Raw genomic sequence first — 14,103 nt, 5'->3', positions numbered from 1 at the left:
GGCCGTGCCCATCCGTCCCGAGAACCTGCACCGCTACCCGCGCGACTGGAACGAGATCAGCGCGCGGATCCGGTTCGTGAGGGCGGGCGGCCGCTGCGAGTGCACGGGCCACTGCGGCCTGACGCACCCCGTCGGCCGCTGCCCCGCCATCCACGAGGAGATCCACCCCGACACCGGGTCCGTGGTCGGCCTCACCACCGCCCACCTCAACCACACCCCCGAAGACGTGCGAGAGACGAATCTGCTCGCCGCCTGCCAGCTCTGCCACCTGCGGATCGACCACGGCCACCACCGGGTCACCCGCTCGATCACCCTCGCCGCCCGCGCGGCCGCCGCCGGACAGCTCGGACTCCACCCCGAGACCACGCTCACCCGCACCGAGCCGCCCACCCCGCCGCGCCCCACCCGGGGCCGCGCCCCCGCGGCCGCGCTCCACCAGCTGCCCTTCCCCGAACCCGAACAGGAGCCCACGCCCATGGCCCGCATCACCGTCAAAATCGCAGCGCTCCACCCGGACGGAACCGAGTGCACCCACGCGGTCACCTCCACCGGCAAGCCCCGCGACGCCGCCTCCGGCTGCGCCGGCCGCCGCAGCTACTGCGTGGTGTGCAGCTCCTGCGGCCCGGTCGGCGATCCGCGCAACCTGCGGGTCCTCGCCGAACCGGCGCAGAGCGCGCACCGCGACCACCACCGGGCCGCGCTCACCCCGGCCGGCCGCTGACCCCCACCCGCCCGGCCGCCGGGACCACCACGGTCCCGGCGGCCCCGTCGAAAGTGAGGGCCGATGCCCACCACCGTCTTCGACCAGTTCACCCGCCGCACCGCCGACGTCGCCGACCAGCTCACCACCCTGGGCATCCCGCTCACCGCGCTGGCCCCGCCGCCCACCGACGCCGACCCCACCGACCCGTGGGCCAGCAGCTACGCCGTGCCGATCGACCGCTCCACCCTCGCCTGGGGCACCGCCGTCCAGATGCTCGCCGACCACCACGACACCGGCATCGACCGCCAGGTCCTCGCTACCGACGCGCTGCTACGCGAACTCGGGGTCCGCGGCCTCGCCCAGCTCCACACCGACCTCCACCAGGGCGCCCCCATCGACTACCGCTTCACCCGCTGCCCGTACTGCTCCGGCATCGGTGAGGACCCCACCCGGCCGGACTGTCAGGACGTCGGCTGCGCGCCGTGGCACGAGTTCGACGGCCACGAGCACCTGTGCCCGGTCTGCCACGGCGACGACTACCAGCCCCAGTGGTTCGCCGAAGAGCACATGACCGAGCTCGAGGAACTGCTCGCCGACGCCATCGAGGAGGACGAAGAGCGTGCCTCGCTCCGCTGCCGGATCCGGACGCTGCTGCGCCGCCGGACGGCGCGCACGTGACGGCCCGCTACCGCCGGTGCGCAGACGGGCCCGGCCCCTTTGACCCTGGCGACCAGAAGGCGGTTGCGGAGTTCACGGCCATGCTGGCCGCCCGCCGAAGGCCGGGCACTGAGGCGGGCCGCAGCGACGTTGCTGTGCGGACCGACGATTGCGACCTGGAGGGTGGCCGCCGGCTATCAGACTGAGCACCAGATAAGGGCCCGTACTCCGCGCGCGCGGAGTACGGGCCCTTTCGTGTTTTTGGGTCGGAGAGCGGCGGGCTGGAGCCGCCGCATGTTTACCCGGTAAACGTGTCAGAGGCGAGGCTGGTCCTGACCGTCGGGTGAGGTCCGTCTGCTTGTCGGCCGCTGCGATCTTTACCAGGTAAACATTGGAACGCTCGGGCTCTAGGCGTCAGCCATGAGCAACAGTGTGAGCTCCTCGCGGTGCTCGGCAGACATGTACTGCCGGAGCCGCGCGTTGAACCACTGCGGGTCCGCCCACGGAAGGTCGGGCACGCTGTCGGGGGCCACATCCGTGTTTACCGGGTAAACATCTGAGCTCGGCCCGGAGGTCTCTCGCTCGCCCTTCGACTGGTCAGGCAACGCAACTGTAGAAGGGTGTGCAGCGGCTGCCTTGCTGTCGCGCCGACTGCGGGGCTTCGCCGCTGGCTTCGGTGCGTTCAGCACGCGGCTGGCCTCGGCCTGCTGCTGCGAGGCGGGCAGCCCTCCGATGCGACGGCCCTCACGGACCGGCAGCTCGCCCTTGTCGACCTTCTCCTGCAGTTCCTCAGGGAGCTTGAGGAGGGCCAGCCGCTGGGATACCCAGCCCGCGGTCTTCCCGAGCCGCTTGGCCACTGCCAACTGGGTGCCGTGGACGGAAAGGAGTTCCTGGATGGCTTTCGCCTGATCGAGCGGCTGCACATCCACGCGGTGAACGTTGGCGATCAGCGCTGCTTCCAGGATGTCGGCGGCGCTGGCTGCCAGGGCGTCGTTGACGTCGATCCGTAGCTCGGTGAGGCCGGCCGCGTGCGCGGCTGCCAGTCGCCTGTTGCCGTCGATGACGACGTACTCGGCTTCGCCAATCACCTCGGCCTGGTCCGCGTGGACGGCGAGGAAGGCGGCCGTACGCACGACAGCGACTGGCTGGAGCTGACCGCGGTCTCGAAGCGAGGCGGCGGTCTCCTCGATGTCGGTGAGTTCCTCGCGCGGGTTGAACGGGTTGTGCGCGAGAACGGACAACGCCACCGCTGCCGGCGGCCGCTTCCCCTCCCCGGCCATGATCTGCTGCCGGGTCCGCACACGCCGCGGGGACGGCTTGCTCTCCGAGCCGTCCTCGTTGATGTCGAAGCCGCGGGTGACTCGCTGGGGGCTGGTGGTCATACGGCGAGCTCCTTCGCCAGATCGCGCATCGCCTGGGCGTGCTCGCTGTCCGGGGCGTACTCGAGCAGCGGGATCTCCCCGTCTGCCGCCTCCCGGCCTTCCTTGAGGTCACCGATGACGGCGAGGACCGCCGGGGAGGTACTCCTCTCCCACTGGTCCTTGTTCTCCTTGACCAGCTTTCCGCGGCGGCTGTCGTAGGCGTTGACGACGAGACCGAGGTAGTCGATCTGGATCCGGCCCTTACGGCAGAGGTCTTCCTTCTGGGCCCTCAACAACTTGAAGGCCCTGTGGGAAGCCTTGTTCGCCCAGACCGGAGTGATCAAGCCAGACCGGTCGGCGAGCTCCCCATCCCGGCGCCGCACGTAGTAGAGCGCGGTGTCCATGTTCAGACCCAGGCTCGGAGGGCCGTCGATGATGATGACGTCGTAGTCCTCCTCCAGCGGCTCCAGAGCGCGTTCGAGAGCGGCCTCGCTGAACGAGACCTTCGAGAGGGACACGTCGCGGAGGAACGCGTCGTCCGAAGCCGGCAGCAGATGGAGCCGCTCGCCAAACCGCTTCTGGTCCAGGGCGACGAGCAGCTCGCGGATGTCGCCCTTCGCGCTGCCCTCCATATGCATGAGGAGTGTTTCGACGTCGTCCTCGTACATCACGTCCTCAAAGCCGAGTTCGGCCGTGAGGTGGCCCTGCGGGTCATAGTCGACGAGGAGAACACGCCGGCCAGCCTCGGCCAGGGCCTGCGCCATACCGGACGAGATGAACGTCTTACCGACGCCGCCCTTCTGGTTAGCGACTATCACCCGTGCGACCGGCTGTGCGTGTAGGGGAGCGGTGGGAGAGGGATGGTGCTCCAGCCACAGCGTCACGGCCTGGGCGAGCCCCTGGACGTAGGTGACCCCCCGCTCTCCGCAGACAGACTTGAAGTTGTCCGGTTCGCCGGGCGGCAGGAAAGTTCCCCACGTCTTGGCCTTGGCTGTGTCGACCTCGGGTACATCGGAGGTCAGATACCACGCCTTGATGGCGTGCTCGGTGGCGTCCTGGATGTCCATGCCGTGCTCGAACGCTCGGATCTTCAGGAGTCTGCGCAGCTGAGGAGTGAGCGAAGTGATTAGTTTCTCTCGCCCCCCGTTCTGGGTTGGGATGCTCATGCGGCCGAACTTTACTAGGTCCCGGTCGCGGTGGCGGCAGGGACACCGCCGAAAGTCGCACGATTCTGGCCGTTGACTTGGCCCCCACGTAGACCAGCGAATCCGCCGGTGTTCGAGGACCCGTGGTGCGGCAGCACCACCAGGCGCACGCTCGCTGCGAAGACGTGCGGTCCGGCTTGCTGCCTGGATGTTCGGAACTCGCGCTAGCCCCCGCGCCATTGTGCGAGGGTGCGACGACTGCGCTGGCAACCCAAGGTCTCTAACGAGATCAGACCGTGGGGCCTGCGGCCGGCCCCGAGCAGTGCCTGAGGAACGCCTGTGGGGGAACCTCTCAAGGGCGTTGTTCTCAAGGTTCCACCAGGCCGCCTGCACGCAGATCCCTCAAGGTGCCCTCGGTGTACCACGATCGCTGTCCCCCTCCATGCCCCCTGCAGTGCTTCGCCGACATGGGGGGCGTTGGAGATGCTGCGGGACTGAGGGAGGGGTGTTTCGGGGCGGTGCAACGTGCATCGGAAGGTGCGGAATCGCCCGTATAGGTGATGAATCCGCCCCTCGGCGGCAATCTGGCGATTGGGCTTCGGGCTGGGTGGCACACTGGCGCCCGGCCATAGGTGGCCGTCACCCGCAGGTACGCCGTCCGACCCGGCCACCGCTTCCCGCGGGTGTGAAGGAGCAAGGCCCCACCCCTCACAACATCCAGCACCGCACACTGTGTCCGATCCAGACTGTGCGTGCCGGGGGTCGGACGGTACGTCAGATTGGCATGATGATGAGCCACGGATCCAGCCTCACTCAGAAGGCCCGATACCGTTCACACTGCACCGGCGTCAGCCACCAGACCGGTATGCAGGAACTCCAAGCAGCTGATGGCCAGCATCCGGTGCCGGAAGCCGGACGGGACCAGGCCCGCCTGGAGGCGGCCGTCTTCGAGCGTCTGGGCGGCACGATCGACTACTGCGCGCACCCCACCGGCGTTGCGCAGCTCACTCCGAGGCCCACCCATCTGACGCTGGCCGTGGACAGGAAGCTTGGCCCGCGACACCGTCTCTATGAGCACTGCCTCCAGGCGCTCCTGCCCACCCAGTACACGGGCACGGACGAGGGAGGGGACGGGCTCGGAGGCATCGTAGGGGTCAGGCTTCTCACGATCGACGAAGCTGGCTTGCACCTTGGGCTGGCAGGTACCGATGCCCGCGTCACCCTCACTGGTCCCACCGAGCAGCAGTGGTGTGCAGCCGTCGCCAGCCACCAGGATTCGCTCCGCCAGGGGCCGTATGACGTTCTCTGGGATGCGCCCGATCTGACCCGACCCGAGCTCGACTACGTTGCCAAGGATCCCACCTGGTGGGGAGAGCGCGACGAGGCGGCGTGGGTCGCCAGCAGCCTGCTGCGTCGGATCGGGCTCTTCCACATGGTGACGAAGCCTTTCTGCGTCCGTTACTGGCAGCACGGCCTGGGCTGGAAGTTCGAGCTCAACTACGAACACGGGGTTCCTGTCGACCACGATGCGGTCATCGAGCACCTGACACATCCACGGTGGGGGATGAACGCGAAGGTGACGAGGGATCACTGCGCCTGTAAGCCGTGCGACTGCGACGGGGGAGCGGAGCGCTCCTGCTGGTTCACCCTCGAACCTGAGGGCCCCGGCGGAGAGGTCGTGATTCACTTCCGGAAGAAGCGGTCCGGGTACGACGTCAAGGATGTCTACGGGCGACTGGTTCAGGCAGGAGCCTCGTCAGACTGGCTCGTGCAGGCACTACCCGTTCACCACGCCATGCTGGCCAACGCGTAGTCCGCTGAAACGCCGCCGCGCGCCGCGATGCCCGCGCCTAGTCCCGGGTGCGCCACTCCACCGCCTGGCTGTGGTGACGATGCTGGGCATCGTCCACCGAGTGGAATCCACAAGGTTCAGCATCCAGTGGACGATGCCCGGCATCGGATGCAGAGCATCGGGTGGAGCCCACAGGGTGGCCACCACCCGATGGATTCCACTCCGGCGCGCGCCGGCTGACGGTGGACTCCACTTCCGTGCGCACCACGATGTTCCACCCCGCACCTGGTGCGCACCTTCCGACGATGCCCGGCACCCGATGCACCTCACCGCACCGTGCGCACCACGATGCTCGGCACTCGGCGCGCACAACGATGTCTGGCACCCGATGTTCCGCACCGCACGCGAAGCGCACCTTCCGGATCGTGCGCACTGGCCGACCGCCTACTCCTTGACCAGGTCTGGGCGGCCGACCGGCGACCCCTTGACCAGATCCGCCAGCGGAGCGTTTCCCCTGGACAGAGCCGGTCCCGGCCGCCGATCAGGGCGCGGTCAAGGGGGTGTGTGGTAGGGGCCGTCGCCCCGCGCTGCCGCACTCGGTACGGTGCGGCAGCACGATGTCGCGCACCACGATGTGCGGTGCGGCGGTGCGCACGCATCGGGTGCACCCGCCCGGCGATGGTGCGCACCCGATGCCCACCCGATGCGCACCGTGCACCGCACCGCCCGGCGGTGGTGCGCACCGTGCGCACCCCACCGACATCGACGGTGCGCACTACATCGCGGTGGTGCGCACTGGGTGCGCTCCGGCCGGTGCGGGGTGCGCTGCCAGTGCCTGGCCGAAGGCGATGGCGTTCAGCTGTTGCAGGACGTCGGCGACTTCCTCGTGGTCCTGGGTGAGGATCTGCGTGGTGAACCGGATGACTGCGAGGGCGAGGCCCTCGGCCGCGTCGGCGCCGGCCTGCTCGTGCCAGGACCGCAGGGTGCCCAGGAAGCAGATCCCCAGCTCGAACAGGGCGAACGAGCTGTCACACGGCACCGCCTTCTCGTCCCGGTCGGGCAGGTTGGTCGTCGGGATGACGATGTGGTGCGCGACCTCTATGAGCAGCGCGGGCATCCGCGGCTCGGCAGCGATGAACTCGGCGGCGGCTTCGGTGTCGCCGGCCTCGACCGCCCGGAGGTAGTTGAAGGCACTCATCACCGTGTGGGGAGTCATCGGGGTGAGCGGCATGGTGATGGTCTCGGACATGGGGGCTCCTCATATACGGGGCCGCCCCGCTGATGGTGGCGGCCTCAACAGGAGCCTGAGTGAGTGGCCCTGTGGACAGCGGCCGCGCTCGGGAGGGAGAAGTCTCCCTCCCCGCAGGACCCCGAAAGCCCGGAGCGTGCATGTGGTGCCGGTCACGGACAAACCCGCCCGGTCCAGGGGTAGTCAAGGAGAAATCGGACACCTGTCGTGGGTGGCCGTCAGACCGCGGTCAAGGGGGTCTCTTTCACGGTGGCCCCGGCCCGCGCGCACCTCAGCGTGTGGGCCGGACCTGTCACCGATCCGGCCGCGACGGCCGGAGAACCGCGAGGATCCGATGACCACCGCCCCCACCCCGAACACCCCGCCGCACCCGGCGTACCCCGCTGCGACGGCGAGCCCCGCTGGGAGCCCTGCGGCGAGCCCCGCGCCCAGCCCCGCAGCCGTCAGCCGCCGCTTGAGCGTTGTGGCTGATCAGGCCCCCGATTCGCCTACCCCGGCCGGTTGCAACTCCTCTTCTCCCCGTACTGATGTACCTGGAGAAGCGTCCCGGGCCCGGAAGACAGCGGCGGCGAAGGCCAGCGCGGACATCCGCGGCGAGGTCCTGCTGGCCCTTGCCCAGCTGCGCCTGGCCACACCCCGCCAGCTCAAGGCCCTCCTGCTGCCGCACCAGCAGGGCACCGACCACGTACGCCGCGCCCTGCGCAACCTGCAGGGCGAGTCCCCGACTCTTGTGGGCCGGACCCACCGCGCCCAGCAGAGCTACTGGTACTGCACCCCGGCCGGCCTCGCCGAAGCGGCCGCCTCCGGCGAGCTCGCGCCGACGGTGGGCCGGACCACCGGGAAGCGCATCGCCGCCAGCAAGACGGGCCTGCGCGAGCACGGCCTCGCCCTGGTCGACACCGTCGTCGCCTTCCACCAGGCGGAGATAGCCGACCACGCGGACTGGCGGGTGGAAGTCGCCCACCCCACCCCAGCCGGAACCCTGGTCCCCGACGGCGTGGTGCTCCTGGCCGACGGCGCCAACGCGTTCGTGGAGATCGACCGCACGATGTCCTACGCCCGCCTGGTCGCCAAGCTGGAGCGCTACGACGCCTACCGCAACGCCCCGGCGTCCGGGCGCGGGAACGCCGCCCGTGCCCCGCGCTCCCACTGGCAGGAGACCTACGCCGGCCCGTCCCTGGAGCGCCCTTTCCCGCCGGTGCTGTTCGTCTTCGCCCCGGCACCGCGCCGCGCGGCCCCGACCGCGAGGGAGGCCGCCTTCCACGAGCGGGCCCGCCGGGTGGGCAGCGTGAACTACCGGCTCACCGTGGCGACCACGACCCTGCCCCTCCTGACCCGCGACGGGGCGGGTGCTCCGGTGTGGCGGGTCGTCGGCAACGGCCGCGGCGAGGAACGCCGCGCCCTGGCCGCACTCCCGAAGGCACGGTGAGGCCAGGCCCGCGGGCTTGCGGCCGGAGGTCTCCCGTCCGGCCGGACACCCGGCCCGGCCGCTAAGGCGTCGGCTCCCACGCTTCGGGGCCGGCACCCCTCCACTCCACGAAGCCAGGATCGGTCAGGTCCACGTCCTCGGCACTCTCCAGGCCGGCGGCGGCCAGGAAGACCCTGATGTCGGAAGGGCGGTGCGCGACTCCGATGGCGACGCCGTCGTAGCGGACCCGGCGCCACCCCTGTTCGTCGGGCGGGTAGACGATCAGCTTGGCGGACATGCCTCCACCATCGTTGCGCCACTGCCGCCCAGCAGGCGGAGGCAGCCATCCGGGCTATCGCCCCGACTGCATCACGAGGGCAAGCCGAAGGGGAGCCTGGGCAAGCCACCCCACACCCCGGCTTGCCCACCCCGGCTGGGGCCCGTCGACAGGGGGGCGTCGGTCACGGTCGGCCCGGAGCCTCCCGGTGAGGAGACGGCTGACCGGTGACCGATGACCGGTCACCGGCTTGATCAGGAGTTGCACGGACCGATCACGCCCCTGACGTGCTGGTTGACCGATCTCGGGAGGAGGACCGGTCACGCTCGACCTGCCGATCGGCCACGGGGTGCTGCTGGGCAAGCCACTGGGCACGGATGGCTTGCCCAGCGTCCGGATCACGTGGCGGGACGGCTCCCGAGGTCGTGGAGTCACCGTCTGGGACGCGGAGGCCCGGAGCCGGCCGACGCCTCCTCGACGGTCGTACACCGGAGCCATGAGACGACACAAGCAAGAGAACCCGGCCGGGCTCGGGCAGAGCGATGCGGGCGACATGTGGCTGGCCCTGGCCCGCCTTCACGCCGCCCACCGCGACCCGGTCGGCCGCCTCGTTCCGTTCGAGCAACCGGAGGCGCTGCTGTCCCTCACCGAGCCGGACGACGTCCTCTTCACCGCACGGGTGGAGCTGTCCGGGATGGAGACGATGGGCCACCTCCACGACCTCATCCGCACCGTCACCCACGGCATCACCACGGAACTGGGCTACGCCGGGCCCGGGGTCGCACTGGAGGTCATGGTCGCCAAGCGCCACGAACTCGCCCTGCACCGGGACCACGTCGACGGCCTCAACCGGCTCTTCCGGAACGCTGCTGGCACCATCGGCGCCCGCAGCACGCCCGGAGGCGGCCAATGCTTCCACTGCGACGGGACCGGGCGCGCCCGCCCCCTGTGGGAGCGGGCGGCCGGGCAAGCCTGAGCGGCTGGACAAGCCCAAGGGGAGCCTGGGCAAGCCGCCCCGGACGGGGGCTTGCCCAGGTCCGCGAAGGGCTTGCCCAGCGCCAGATGGATCCCTGGCCGTCAAAGTCCTTCGCCCCCGTCTTGGATCCTGAGCTAGGCGCGGGGCAGCCAGCCGGCGGCGAAGTCGGCCTGGTCGCGTGCGCGCTGGGCCCGGTCCTCGAGGAGCCGGCGAAAGCCCGCCACCGCGTACCGTTCGCCGGCGGCCGTTCCTGCACCCGGGATCCCGGCCAGCTCAGCCATGAGCTGCTGGGGTTGGGGCTGCCAGCCGGTGATCAGCACACGCAGGCGCCGACGCTCGGCGCGCCGGTGCAGGTCCAAGAGGTGGAACAGGCCGTCGGTGTCCATGGTCGTCACCCCATGCAGGTCCACCAAGAGATCCCTCTCGTCGGTGGTGACACGGCCCAGGGCCTGCCGGAGTGCCTCGTCTGCGTCCTCATCGAGTGTTCCGTCAATGCTGATCAGGACTGAGCCGCCGCAGTGCTGGACGCTCACGTTGATCAATTCCTTCTCCCGTCACCCACAGCCCCGGTCGGCAGGGCTCCATCGCGGCCCGGTGGTTCCCCGGGCCCGACTGAGGCGCGCTCTGCTCGGCGCCGTATGAACGGGGGAGTGAGGGGCCCCCGGCCGGGCGCGGCAGGGGCCCCTCCTACGCGCCTCCGTCGGGGACGGGCAGGCACGCGTCGCCAGGACAACGAACACCACGCTGGCGGGACACGCCGCTTCCGCCGGAAGCCGGACCCGCGCCATGCTGGAGCGATGAACGACATGAACCCCAGTTGGCTGACCGACGACATGCGCCAGGCCGCGGACAGCGCGCGGCGACAGGGACTCCAGACAGACCTGCGCACTCTGGCCGCTCGGATCCGGGCCGACGCCGAAGGCCGGTACGCCAACGAGTCGGCCGGCTGGCGGGGCGGTGTCGAGTGGACCCTGAGTTCGCCGCCTACCCGGGCGCGTTAGTCCCTGTGCCCGCACCTGACGTCTTGGAGAACGCCCGTGGCCCACAAGCCTGCGAAGAGGATGCCGATGAGAAAGAGGCTTCTTGACCTGCGGGAGGCGCGGGTCATGCCGCTGAGGCAGCTACGGCCACCTGGCGCGTTGTACCGGTCGTGGTTCTTCCTCCCAGCAGGCGAAGACGGAGCCGGCTACACCCGCGCAGGTGAAGTACCTGGCCACGCTCGCGGAGAAGGTCGGCAAGGAGCGGTTCGACGCCGAGTTCGCCAAGGTGATCAAGGGCAGCGACATCGAGCCGCGCACTCCCCGGCAACGTTGCGCGACGGCCGCGAAGCGGCTGACCACGGCCAGGGCCCGCAAGCTCATCACCGCCCTGGTCGGCCACCCTTAGTCCTGTCCGCCCCCGTCGTCGTCCTCGTCCAGCTCCGGCGCGTCCGGGTCGCGCAGCGGGCGCAGGGCGCCGACTGCCGGGGTGGAGGCGGTGAAGCTGTAGCGGCCGAGCAGGTTCAAGTTGCGTTGCTTGAGCGGGGAGAGCCGGGCGATCCTCGTCCCGGGCGCAGGACGTCGGCGTAGACCCGGGCCCGCACCCCGGGCTCGCCGGGACCCCCTGCGCACCGGGCCGATGCCCGAAGTAGCCCAGCGCTCCTCCAACGCGGTCATGACGGCCCGGACGGTGTTCTCGTCCCCGCACGAATGTCCAGCATCACCAGGCCGGGCTCCGCGATGTGCTCTTCGCCGGTCGACACGGGTGCACCCGCACGTGCGCGCACCAGAGGCACGTCTTCGTCATCCGGGCTGGACGGAGCGCCCGTACTGACGGCTCCGCCTGATGTCCCGCTTGATCGGTTTAACGGAGCCGGTGCTGCCGCAGGGATGGGGGGACTTACCCCCGCGCTGTGCGGGGTTCGCATGTCGCAAGGGAGAAACGATCTTGGGTGAGTTCCGTCCGGTAGCCAACGGACTTCGTACCGATCATCCCGTTCCGAGCCTGCCGTTCATCAACGACGAACGGTTACCGCTCGACAATCCGGACGCGATCGAGCGCACCGGCCGGGACCAGGGCGAGGGACTGTGGGGCCGCACCGACCCATTACCGGGAGGCGGCTGGGTGGCGTTCACCACCGAGCCGAAGAACCGCGCGTACGCGTGGGCCGTCCACTACCACCCCGATCACGGCCGCACTGTCCTGCTGGTCACCGACGGCAGCTGGAGCGGACTCCACCACGACTGGATGTACGGCCACACCGGCTTCCTCTACCGGCACGGCGGCTACTGGTGGGACGGCACCGCCTGGCACCGGCCCGGCGTGGTCTTCGACGGCGCCTACGAACGCTACGACGCCCGCCCCGTCCAGGACGCGCTCACCGTCACGGCCGCCGACCTCCTGGTCCACCCCGCCGACCCGGGTAAGGGGAGTATCGCCACCATCGCCGGGTTCACCGCGCACAAGACGGCCCTGCCCAACTGGCGTGATCATCTGGCGCTGTGGGCGGAGCACCGCCAGCGCGTGCCGGACGCACGGCCGCTGGACCAGTGCGTCGTCGACCTGAAGGCCCCCGAGCTGGAGCCGGGCAGCCTAGTGGACCGCACCGGGCTGGCGAAGATCGCGAACATCCCCGAGGACGACCTCCCGGACCCGAAGTACGAAGACCACAAGATGCCCGAACCGCAGGCCCACGGCGCAGGCGGACCTCTGTGGTCGCAGTCCGTGGCCCGGGACTGGGCGGAACAGCATCACCGCGACCACGGCCCCGGCGCCCTCCTCTCCGCCACCACCTCTTTCGGCACCCCGCAGCCCCAGGGGCTCGTCGCCGACCACAACCGCCTCACCAAGGTCATCCACGTGGACGGAAAGCAGACCGCTGAGGCAGCCAAGACCCTCGCCTGGTGGCCCGCCGTCTCCCTCACGGTCGGAACCGAAAGCCTCGTCCCCATGTCAGCGCTGCGCACGACGCTGATCGAAGCCGTGCTCTCCCATCTGGCCACGGGCATCAAGAAGGGGAGGAGCGGAATCTGGATCGGCACCCTCCGCCGCGACGTGGTCAAGGTCTTCGACTGGTACGTCCAGCGAAAGCCGGACCACACCGCAGGACTCCTGAGCGAGATCTGCCTGGACGCCCACACACGGCTGGACGTGGACCCGGAAACCGTCGGGCAACTCATCCGCCGATCCCTCCACCACGACAGCACGCTCGGCAAGGAAACCATCGACGCGCTCCTCGACACGGCCCTGCCGCCGTCCGCGAAAGCCGCCGAAAGCTAGCCCGGAGACCCAGCTGGCTGCGCCCCGCCAGGGCCCCGGTCCAGCGAGGTCCAGATGGGGAACTTGGCGGCCGGGCAAGCCAGCGCGTCTGGGCAAGCCCGAGGAGACCCTGGGCAAGCCCGTCCTGGGGGGCTTGCCCAGGGCCGGCGACCCGGTCGGGTCAGCGTCGGTGGCGCCAGTGCTGGTGGACCTTGAGCACCTCATAGCTCCATGCGCTGTGTGGTCGGACGCCGCCTGGCGTCGTCCAGCGGAGCTGTTCGGCCACGGCCGGGAACCGGGGGTGCATCTGGCGGTCTCCGACCGTGACGAGCGCGGACAGGAGTGGTTCTGCCTTGCGGCCGTCTTCGTCGACCAGCCACAGGAGCACGCACTGGTCGTCGGCGTGCAGGCGGGGCAGGCTCGGCAGGCGCTTGTGGATCTGGGGCCAGGTGATGGTGGAGCCGGCCCGGGCGGTCTGCTCCAGCAGCGGCCGCAACTCGGTCGCGATCTCCCACAGCTGGCCGGTCTCCAGAAGGGCCGGCTCTTCCCTGCGCGGCGGGCGGGCCTTCACGACCGGCGACGGGTCCGGGGCCGGAATCGGCGTGGGCGCCGGAACCGGGACGGGAGGCCGGGGCGGTGCGGAGGAACGCGGGGATGCCGTAGCCGGAGCGATCTTCCGGCGCGAAGAGCGGACGACGGGTTCGCTGGCCCGGGTGACGTCCGGCCGTACCCGGGGTGCGTCGGCGACTGTCCGCTTGGGCTGTGACGGCACGGACTTCGGGGGAGCCGCGGCGGCCTGGCGGCGCTCTTCCTCCTGCCACCGGCGGGAGCCCAAAATCTCCTTGAGGTCCTTCAGCTGGGCCCGCTGCTCGCGGGTCTCGCTTGGTGGAGCTCCGGCTGCCTGCTGCCACGCCAGGGCGTACAGATCGGCGGCGACCGCGACCGCGTACCTGTCGATGGCCCGCTTCAGCTCGGTCAGCGTGTGGTTCAGCGTGCGGCGGACCGTGGCGATCTCCATCGCGGTCCTGGGAGCCCGGCCTGTGGTCCGGCGACGGAAGTCCGTCTGCCACGCCGTACCGCCGCTGAGCCGCACCCGGTTGTTCCCCAAACCCGTACTCCCCCCGAGCTGCACAACAGATCCCCAAACGGTCGGGCAGTCCGCCGCCCAGGCGCAAGAGACCGGCCAGCCAAGCGCCGTACGGCCGACCTCCCGCTGGATGGTTGCCGGGGCTGCCCAACCAGGCCCGCGCGGATGCCACACGGGCCGCATGGGGGTTGCACCGGAGGTTGCGTGCACA

At 70.2% G+C, this 14,103-nt stretch carries 15 protein-coding genes; 8 read left to right on the top strand and 7 right to left on the bottom strand.

Annotation, left to right across the window (positions count from 1 at the left end):
- Window positions 1–4: 4 nt before the first annotated feature.
- Both ACQEVM_RS37965 and ACQEVM_RS37960 read left to right on the top strand, forming a co-directional pair.
- Window positions 5–721, top strand: a complete 717-nt coding sequence (locus tag ACQEVM_RS37965) for a hypothetical protein (protein WP_433087226.1) — start codon at window positions 5–7, stop codon at window positions 719–721.
- A 63-nt stretch (window positions 722–784) separates the two neighbouring features.
- Window positions 785–1,381, top strand: a complete 597-nt coding sequence (locus tag ACQEVM_RS37960; RefSeq protein WP_433087224.1) for a hypothetical protein — start codon at window positions 785–787, stop codon at window positions 1,379–1,381.
- Between the two features lie 386 nt (window positions 1,382–1,767).
- On the opposite strand, the gene ACQEVM_RS37955 is transcribed toward ACQEVM_RS37960, so the two are convergent.
- Window positions 1,768–2,742 carry a ParB/RepB/Spo0J family partition protein gene (locus ACQEVM_RS37955; protein ID WP_433087222.1) on the bottom strand — a complete coding sequence of 325 codons (975 nt, stop codon included), beginning with the start codon at window positions 2,740–2,742 and terminating at the stop codon, window positions 1,768–1,770.
- Entirely contained in the window at window positions 2,739–3,887 is a 1,149-nt protein-coding gene (locus ACQEVM_RS37950; protein WP_433087220.1) for a ParA family protein, read from the bottom strand. Before ACQEVM_RS37950 ends, ACQEVM_RS37955 begins: the two co-directional genes overlap by 4 nt.
- 763 nt (window positions 3,888–4,650) lie before the next feature.
- Between ACQEVM_RS37950 and ACQEVM_RS37945 the strand changes: the two genes are divergently transcribed.
- A complete protein-coding gene (locus ACQEVM_RS37945; protein WP_433087218.1) occupies window positions 4,651–5,679 on the top strand; it encodes a hypothetical protein in 1,029 nt (342 codons plus the stop codon).
- A 754-nt stretch (window positions 5,680–6,433) separates the two neighbouring features.
- Here the strand turns inward: ACQEVM_RS37945 and ACQEVM_RS37940 are convergent.
- Window positions 6,434–6,907, bottom strand: coding sequence for a hypothetical protein (locus tag ACQEVM_RS37940; RefSeq protein WP_433087216.1), 474 nt, complete (start codon window positions 6,905–6,907; stop codon window positions 6,434–6,436).
- 463 nt (window positions 6,908–7,370) lie between these two features.
- Here ACQEVM_RS37940 and ACQEVM_RS37935 point away from each other — a divergent pair, with 463 nt between their 5' ends.
- A complete protein-coding gene (locus ACQEVM_RS37935; RefSeq protein ID WP_433087381.1) occupies window positions 7,371–8,336 on the top strand; it encodes a replication-relaxation family protein in 966 nt (321 codons plus the stop codon).
- 61 nt (window positions 8,337–8,397) lie between these two features.
- Here ACQEVM_RS37935 and ACQEVM_RS37930 read toward each other — a convergent pair whose 3' ends face one another.
- Window positions 8,398–8,613 carry a hypothetical protein gene (locus ACQEVM_RS37930; RefSeq protein WP_433087214.1) on the bottom strand — a complete coding sequence of 72 codons (216 nt, stop codon included), beginning with the start codon at window positions 8,611–8,613 and terminating at the stop codon, window positions 8,398–8,400.
- A gap of 475 nt (window positions 8,614–9,088) precedes the next feature.
- On the opposite strand from ACQEVM_RS37930, the gene ACQEVM_RS37925 reads away from it, so the two are divergent.
- The gene (locus tag ACQEVM_RS37925) at window positions 9,089–9,568 is read left to right on the top strand and encodes a hypothetical protein (protein WP_433087212.1); all 480 of its coding nucleotides are present in this window, start codon (window positions 9,089–9,091) and stop codon (window positions 9,566–9,568) included.
- A 134-nt stretch (window positions 9,569–9,702) separates the two neighbouring features.
- Here ACQEVM_RS37925 and ACQEVM_RS37920 read toward each other — a convergent pair whose 3' ends face one another.
- A complete protein-coding gene (locus ACQEVM_RS37920; protein ID WP_433087210.1) occupies window positions 9,703–10,101 on the bottom strand; it encodes an STAS domain-containing protein in 399 nt (132 codons plus the stop codon).
- Between the two features lie 264 nt (window positions 10,102–10,365).
- Between ACQEVM_RS37920 and ACQEVM_RS37915 the strand changes: the two genes are divergently transcribed.
- Together ACQEVM_RS37915 and ACQEVM_RS37910 are read left to right on the top strand one after the other, a co-directional pair.
- A complete protein-coding gene (locus ACQEVM_RS37915; RefSeq protein ID WP_433087208.1) occupies window positions 10,366–10,569 on the top strand; it encodes a hypothetical protein in 204 nt (67 codons plus the stop codon).
- A gap of 199 nt (window positions 10,570–10,768) precedes the next feature.
- The gene (locus tag ACQEVM_RS37910) at window positions 10,769–10,954 is read left to right on the top strand and encodes a hypothetical protein (protein ID WP_433087206.1); all 186 of its coding nucleotides are present in this window, start codon (window positions 10,769–10,771) and stop codon (window positions 10,952–10,954) included.
- Here ACQEVM_RS37910 and ACQEVM_RS37905 read toward each other — a convergent pair.
- A complete protein-coding gene (locus tag ACQEVM_RS37905; RefSeq protein ID WP_433087389.1) occupies window positions 10,951–11,073 on the bottom strand; it encodes a hypothetical protein in 123 nt (40 codons plus the stop codon). The two genes, ACQEVM_RS37910 and ACQEVM_RS37905, sit on opposite strands and share 4 nt — an antisense overlap.
- A 421-nt stretch (window positions 11,074–11,494) precedes the next feature.
- On the opposite strand from ACQEVM_RS37905, the gene ACQEVM_RS37900 reads away from it, so the two are divergent.
- Entirely contained in the window at window positions 11,495–12,826 is a 1,332-nt protein-coding gene (locus tag ACQEVM_RS37900; RefSeq protein WP_433087205.1) for a hypothetical protein, read from the top strand.
- A 160-nt stretch (window positions 12,827–12,986) separates the two neighbouring features.
- Here the strand turns inward: ACQEVM_RS37900 and ACQEVM_RS37895 are convergent, their stop codons facing one another.
- Window positions 12,987–13,823, bottom strand: coding sequence for a hypothetical protein (locus ACQEVM_RS37895; protein WP_433087203.1), 837 nt, complete (start codon window positions 13,821–13,823; stop codon window positions 12,987–12,989).
- Window positions 13,824–14,103 lie beyond the last annotated feature (280 nt).

The organism is Streptomyces sp. CA-243310, assembly GCF_050936775.1.
Classification (GTDB): domain Bacteria; phylum Actinomycetota; class Actinomycetes; order Streptomycetales; family Streptomycetaceae; genus Streptomyces.
This window is presented reverse-complemented; position numbering and strand designations above follow the sequence as displayed.